Below are 6,063 nucleotides of genomic sequence, written 5' to 3'. Positions count from 1 at the left end.
GCGAACCCGCGCTGCCCGAAGGGGTCACGCGCGAGTCGTGCGTCGAGGTCGGTGCGGGGGATGTCGGCAACGAGGATCACGCCGCCGACGCGTGGGTCCCGACGGCCCGACGCGAGAAAGGTGCCGTCGCGATAATTCTCGTCGAGCCAGGCGACGTGGTCGTCGAGGGCGGCGTCGATGTCGGTGAGCGGTGCGACGTAGGTCAGGGTCACGACATGCACGGCGTCAGGCCCGGGTGCGACGAGCGTGTGCTGAACGTCGGATCCACCACGCGGCCGAGGTGCCCAGTGCCAATGTCCATGCCGTGAGCTCTCCCGACTGCGTCAGGGCCCCGACCAGGACGGCCGCCATGATGCCGATGAGGACGGCCTGCAGCTTGTACAACGGCCAGTCCACGCCTGCGATATCGATGGTCGGGGCGGGAGTCCGGGCCTCGCGCGGCGAGACCGTGGTTGCGGTGAGCGTCGTCATGTCAGACTCGATTCGTGCGGTACGTCGGGCGGGATCGCGAAGATCCTGTTCGGTGAACTCCAGTATAGGGCACTCCGCAGCGATAAGTTCGGTGCCCCGAACTCTCCGATGAGGAAAGGATCCACAGAACATGCCACTAGAGGGCGAATACGCGCCGAGCACCAGCGACTGGGCCCGGGAACAGGCCGAGAAGATCGAGCAGTCGGGCGGCACCGAGGGCACCGACATGCAGGGGATGCCCGTCGTGGTGCTGACCACCATCGGCAACAAGTCCGGCAAGTTGCGCAAGACCCCGCTGATGCGGGTCGAGCACGATGGTCACTACGCGGTCGTCGCCTCGCTGGGCGGCGCGCCGAAGCACCCGGTCTGGTACTTCAACATCGCCGCGAATCCGCGGGTGGAGCTGCGCGACGGCACCGATGTGCACGACTACGTCGCCCGTGAGGTCTTCGGCGGCGAGAAGCAGACGTGGTGGGATCGGGCGGTCGAGGCCTACCCGCCGTACGCCGACTACCAGGAGAAGACCGACCGGGAGATCCCGGTCTTCGTCCTCGAACCGGCTCCCACGAGCTGACCTCGTGCGCGGGGCTGCGGGCACTGCTCACACCGTCGCTCACGTGGTGAGACGATGGTGGACGTGAGTAGCCCGCAGCCTGTCGCCGATCCGCCGCTGTCCACGCCCGACGCCCCGTCGCGCCCCGTTCTGGACGCGACGTCGATTCGTGCGGCGGCGGCGCGGATCCGCGAGGCGGTCCAGATCACGCCGCTGCAGCACAACGCGCGGTTGTCCGCGCGCACCGGCGCCCAGGTCTACGTCAAACGTGAGGACCTGCAGTCGGTCCGGTCCTACAAGATCCGCGGCGCCTACAACGTCATGGCCATGCTCAGCGCCGACGAGCGCGCCGCGGGTGTGGTCGCGGCGAGTGCGGGCAACCACGCGCAGGGCGTGGCGTACGCCTGCGCCGCGATGGGTGTGCAGGGCCGGATCTATGTCCCCACCACGACGCCGAAGCAGAAGTGCGACCGGATCCGTTGGCACGGCGGCGAGTCCATCGAACTGATCGCCGTCGGTGACACCTACGACGCCGCGGCGGCCGCCGCACAGACCGATGTGATGCGGACCGGCGCGACCTGGATCCACGCGTTCGACGACCCCCGCACCGCGGCCGGTCAGGGAACCATCGCCCTCGAGATCGTCGACCAGCTCGGGCGGGTGCCCGACGTCGTGATCGCACCGGTCGGTGGCGGCGGCTGTCTCGCCGGGATGGCGACCTACCTGCGTGCACAGAGTCCCGACGTGGTGATCGTGGGTGTCGAGCCGACGGGTGCGGCGTCGCTGTCGGCGGCCCTGGTTGCCGGTGGACCGGTCACGCTCGACGAACTCGATCCCTTCGTCGACGGTGCGGCGGTACGCCGGGTCGGCGGCCTGGGATACGACGTCGTGTCGCAACTGCGCCCCGGTGTCGCCGCACACCCCGACCTCCCGTCGGGCGCCACCGTCGGTCCGCTGACAGATCCGATCGCCGGGGGATCGGCGCACGTCATGCACATCGACGAGGGCGCGCTCTGCTCGTCGATGCTGGAGCTCTACCAGGACGACGGCATCATCGCCGAACCCGCAGGAGCACTGGCGGTCGCGGCGCTCGGCGACCTGCGGTTCGATCCCGGGGCGACTGTCGTCTGTCTGCTCTCGGGCGGAAACAACGACGTGTCCCGATACGGCGAGATCATCGAACGGTCTCTGGTCCACCGCGGGTTGAAGCACTACTTCCTGGTCGACTTCCCGCAGGAGCCGGGCGCTCTGCGGGGGTTCCTCGACGAGGTGCTCGGCCCCGCCGACGACGTCACGCTGTTCGAGTACGTCAAGCGCAACAACCGGGAGACCGGCGCGGCCCTGGTCGGCGTCGAACTCGGATCGTCGAACGATCTGGGTCCATTGCTCGAGCGCATGGATGCCTCGCGTTTGAAGAGCGAACGCCTGGTACCCGGTTCGTCCGCCTACCGCTACCTCACCTAGACACAGAGGCGGCCGGTTCCCCGTTCGGCGGGAGGTCCGGCCACCGATGGTCGAGGTCAGGACGCAGGCACCAGCGCATCGAGCACCTCGGCGGTGATGCGGTGCGACTCGAGGCGGGCGTCGAAGTCGGCCAGCGTCGAGCTGATCATGATCTCGTCGGCCGCGGTCGACTCGACCAGACTGCGCAGCTCGTCGGCGACGTGGTCGCGTCCACCGACGATCCACGCCGAGCTGGTTTCCGCGACGGCCGATTCCTGCATCGGCGTGAGCGGGTTGGCGGCCGCGTCCTCGGCGGTGGGGTAGCGACCGGGGGTGCCACTGCGCAGCCGCGCCATGGCCAACCGCTGCGGGCCGGAGTGATAGCGCGCGGTCTCGTCGTCCTCGGCGGCGACCACCGTGGCGGTCACCATCGCATAGGGCTCGTCGAGCACGGCGCTGGGTCGGAACCGCTCGCGATACGCGGCGAGGGCGGCAAAGGTCTCCCGGGGTGCGAAGTGGCGGGCGAAGGCGAACGGCAGGCCGAGCATGCCGGCGAGCTGGGCGCTGAAGGTGGATGACCCGAGCAGCCACATCTGCAGGTTCGATCCCTCGCCGGGGACCGCGGTGATGGCCGAGTACGGATGGTCGGCCGGGAAGGCGCCCGCGAGGAACGCACGCAGCTGGGCGAGTTCCTGGGGGAAGTCCTCGGCCGAGAGTGCCCCGGGGTTGCGGCGCAACGCGTGGGCGGTCACCTGGTCGGTGCCGGGCGCGCGTCCGATGCCCAGGTCGATGCGGTCCGGGAACATCGCGTCGAGCGTCCCGAACTGCTCGGCGATGACCAGCGGGGCGTGGTTGGGGAGCATGATGCCGCCCGATCCCACGCGGATCGTCGACGTGGCGCGGGCGACCTGGCCGATGACGATCGCGGGGCTGGAACTGGCGATTCCCGGCATGTTGTGGTGCTCGGCCAGCCAGAAGCGCCGATAGCCCCACTGCTCGGCGGCGACGCCGAGGGCCACCGATTGGTTGAGCGCCTGCCCGACGGACGTGCCATCGACGACAGGAGCGAGATCCAGGAGCGAATACGGAACAGTCACCCCAGTGCCAACACCGACGCCGACCCGGGTATTTCAGACGCCGCCGGCCGACGACCGATGACGACGTTGTGGCCGGACGACTCGATCGCGCCGTCGACGACGGTGACCGGGTCGAAGCTGAGCAGCGGGGTCAGCGAGACCGGCACGGTGATCGCCTTCTCGGTGAGCACGCACACAGCGGTGACGTCGCCGCGGTGAATCGCGAACCACCCTGCCTGCTCGTCGAAATCGACCGCGACCGAGTCGAGGCGGGGGTCGGTGATCTCGGGGGTTGCCGCCCGCAGTTCGAGAAGTGATCGGTAGAACTCGAGGATCCGCCGGTGCCCGGGCTCGTCGAGTTCGGACCAGTCGAGCTTCGACCGGGCGAACGTGGCGGGATCCTGCGGATCGGGGATCTCGGCGGCGTCCCACCCGTGGTCGGCGAACTCACTGATGCGGCCCGTCGCGGTGGCCTCGCCGAGCTCGGGCTCGGGGTGGGAGGTGAAGAACTGGAACGGGGTCGATGCCCCCCACTCCTCGCCCATGAACAGCATCGGGGTGAAGGCCGAGGTGAGCACCAGTGCGGCCTTTATCGCGAGCTGTCCCGGGGTCAGGTAGGCGCTGGGGCGGTCGCCGGTGGCACGGTTGCCGATCTGGTCGTGATTACAGGTGTAGACGACGAGCGAGGTCGAGGGCACCACGGCCGGGTCGATCGGGCGACCGTGGCGTCGCCTGCGGAACGACGAGTAGGTCGCCGCGTGGAAGAAGCCCTTCGTCAGCACGGTCGCGAGGCAGTCGTAGCTGCCGAAATCGCCGTAGTAGCCCTGCCGTTCGCCCGACACCGCCGTGTGGATGGCGTGGTGGACGTCGTCGTCCCACTGGGCGGCCAGGCCGTATCCGCCGAGCCCACGGTCGGTGATCAGGCGTGGGTCGTTGAGATCGCTCTCGGCGATCAGCGACAGCGGGCGGCCGACCTCGGCCGACAGGGCGTCGGTCTTCACCGCGAGCTCCTCCAGCAGGTGGATGGCGGTGTGATCGACCAGTGCGTGCACGGCATCCAATCGCAGTGCGTCGACGTGGAACTCGCGCAACCAGCGCAGCGCGTTGTCGAGGATGTGGGCGCGCACCGGGTCGGAGTCGGCCTGGTCGAGGTTCAGTGACTGACCCCAGGTGTTGGCGCCGGAGGTGAGATAGGGACCGAACTGCGGCAGATAGTTGCCGGACGGGCCGAGGTGGTTGTAGACGACGTCGAGGACGACCCCGAGACCGCGTCCGTGGCAGGCGTCGACGAACCGTGCGAAACCGGCCGGGCCGCCGTAGATCTCGTGCACGGCGTACCACGCCACGCCGTCATAACCCCAGTTGTGGGTGCCGTTGAACCCGTTGATCGGCATGACCTCGACGAACTGCACCCCGAGGTCGACGAGGTGGTCGAGGTGTCCGATCGCCGAGTCGAAGGTGCCGTCGCGCGTGAACGTACCGATGTGCAGCTCGTAGATGACCGCGCCGGCAACCGGTCGACCGGCCCAGTCCTGATCGGTCCACAGTGTCTCGTCGACCACGAACGGTGCCGAGGTCGAGTGCACGCCGTCCGGTTGGCGGGGCGAACGGGGATCGGGCAGGACGGTGGGGTCGTCGTCACCCGCGTCGGCGTCGATGGTGAAGCCGTAGCGTCCGGGATCGGTTGCGGCCGAGGAATACCGCCACCACTGCCCGTCGCGGATCATCGGTGACGACGAGCCGTCGACCACCACCGACACCGTCGTCGCGTCCGGCGCCCACACTGCGTACTGCTGCTGTTCGGCCACCCCATGACCGTAGCGGCACCGACCCACCGTCCGCAGTGGACGGTGGGTCGGTTGCGCGGTGTCGTGCGGGGCGGTCAGTCGCCCAGACGCTCCCCGGTGGTCGGGTGGAACAGGTGCACGGTGGGTTCGGACTGCTGCAGGCGGATCTGCTCGCCGATCTTGGCCGGACCGCGCACCGAGGTCCGCGTGACCAGGGTGACCTCGCCGCCGTCGATGGTGCGCACGGCCGGGTCGTCGACCGTCGCGTACACGTAGGTCTCGCTGCCCAGCTCCTCGAGCAGACTCACCGTGGCCGGTACGCCGTCGCCGGTGTCGCTGAGCGAGAACGCCTCCGGACGGACGCCGACGATCGCGGAGTCCAGTCCGAGCTTGCCGATGCCGGCCAGCGCGGTGCGCGGGACCGCCACGGTGGATCCGCCGATGGTGACGCCGTCGTCGGTCAGCGGTGCGGTGAAGAGATTCATCGCAGGCGAGCCGATGAACCCGGCCACGAACGCGTTGACCGGGCGGTCGTACAGCTCGGTGGGGGTGCTGAACTGCTGCAGCTTGCCGTCGCGCAGCACCGCCACGCGATCGCCCATCGTCATGGCCTCCACCTGGTCGTGGGTGACGTAGACGGTGGTGGTGCCGAGGCGTCGCTGCAGGGCGGCGATCTGGGTGCGGGTCTGCACGCGCAGCTTGGCGTCGAGGTTCGACAGGGGCTCGTCCATGC

General features: G+C 69.2%; 7 protein-coding genes. 2 read left to right on the top strand and 5 right to left on the bottom strand.

The window, feature by feature from the left end:
- Positions 1-212, bottom strand: a 212-nt coding sequence (locus JHC79_RS22330; RefSeq protein WP_296395026.1) for a YciI family protein, incomplete at its 3' end; no start/stop codon positions are given.
- A 13-nt stretch (positions 213-225) separates the two neighbouring features.
- Complete coding sequence (locus JHC79_RS22325) at positions 226-471, bottom strand: hypothetical protein (protein ID WP_296395024.1); 246 nt, start codon at positions 469-471, stop codon at positions 226-228.
- A gap of 130 nt (positions 472-601) precedes the next feature.
- Here JHC79_RS22325 and JHC79_RS22320 point away from each other — a divergent pair, with 130 nt between their 5' ends.
- Positions 602-1,045, top strand: coding sequence for a nitroreductase family deazaflavin-dependent oxidoreductase (locus JHC79_RS22320; protein WP_296395022.1), 444 nt, complete (start codon positions 602-604; stop codon positions 1,043-1,045).
- Positions 1,046-1,141: 96 nt separating this feature from the next.
- Positions 1,142-2,488 (top strand): threonine ammonia-lyase IlvA, encoded by a 1,347-nt coding sequence (gene ilvA, locus JHC79_RS22315; RefSeq protein WP_296395027.1) that lies wholly within the window; start codon positions 1,142-1,144, stop codon positions 2,486-2,488.
- Positions 2,489-2,544: 56 nt separating this feature from the next.
- Here the strand turns inward: ilvA and JHC79_RS22310 are convergent, their stop codons facing one another.
- The 3 genes from JHC79_RS22310 to JHC79_RS22300 all read right to left on the bottom strand — a co-directional run.
- Positions 2,545-3,564, bottom strand: coding sequence for an LLM class flavin-dependent oxidoreductase (locus JHC79_RS22310; protein ID WP_296395020.1), 1,020 nt, complete (start codon positions 3,562-3,564; stop codon positions 2,545-2,547).
- Complete coding sequence (treZ, locus tag JHC79_RS22305; protein WP_296395018.1) at positions 3,561-5,351, bottom strand: malto-oligosyltrehalose trehalohydrolase; 1,791 nt, start codon at positions 5,349-5,351, stop codon at positions 3,561-3,563. Before treZ ends, JHC79_RS22310 begins: the two co-directional genes overlap by 4 nt.
- Before the next feature lie 74 nt (positions 5,352-5,425).
- Positions 5,426-6,063: TOBE domain-containing protein (locus JHC79_RS22300; RefSeq protein ID WP_296395016.1), on the bottom strand; the 638-nt coding region annotated here is incomplete at its 5' end.

It is taken from the genome of Williamsia sp. (assembly GCF_016462415.1).
GTDB lineage: Bacteria > Actinomycetota > Actinomycetes > Mycobacteriales > Mycobacteriaceae > Williamsia_A.
The sequence above is the reverse complement of the archived record's forward strand: the minus strand, read 5'-3'. Positions and strand labels throughout refer to the sequence as shown.

What these genes read in the sequence shown, in the direction of transcription:
- JHC79_RS22325 (WP_296395024.1), bottom strand. Translation starts at nt 471, where the DNA reads ATGACGACGCTCACCGCAACCACGGTCTCGCCGCGCGAGGCCCGGACT.
- JHC79_RS22320 (WP_296395022.1), top strand. Translation starts at nt 602, where the DNA reads ATGCCACTAGAGGGCGAATACGCGCCGAGCACCAGCGACTGGGCCCGG.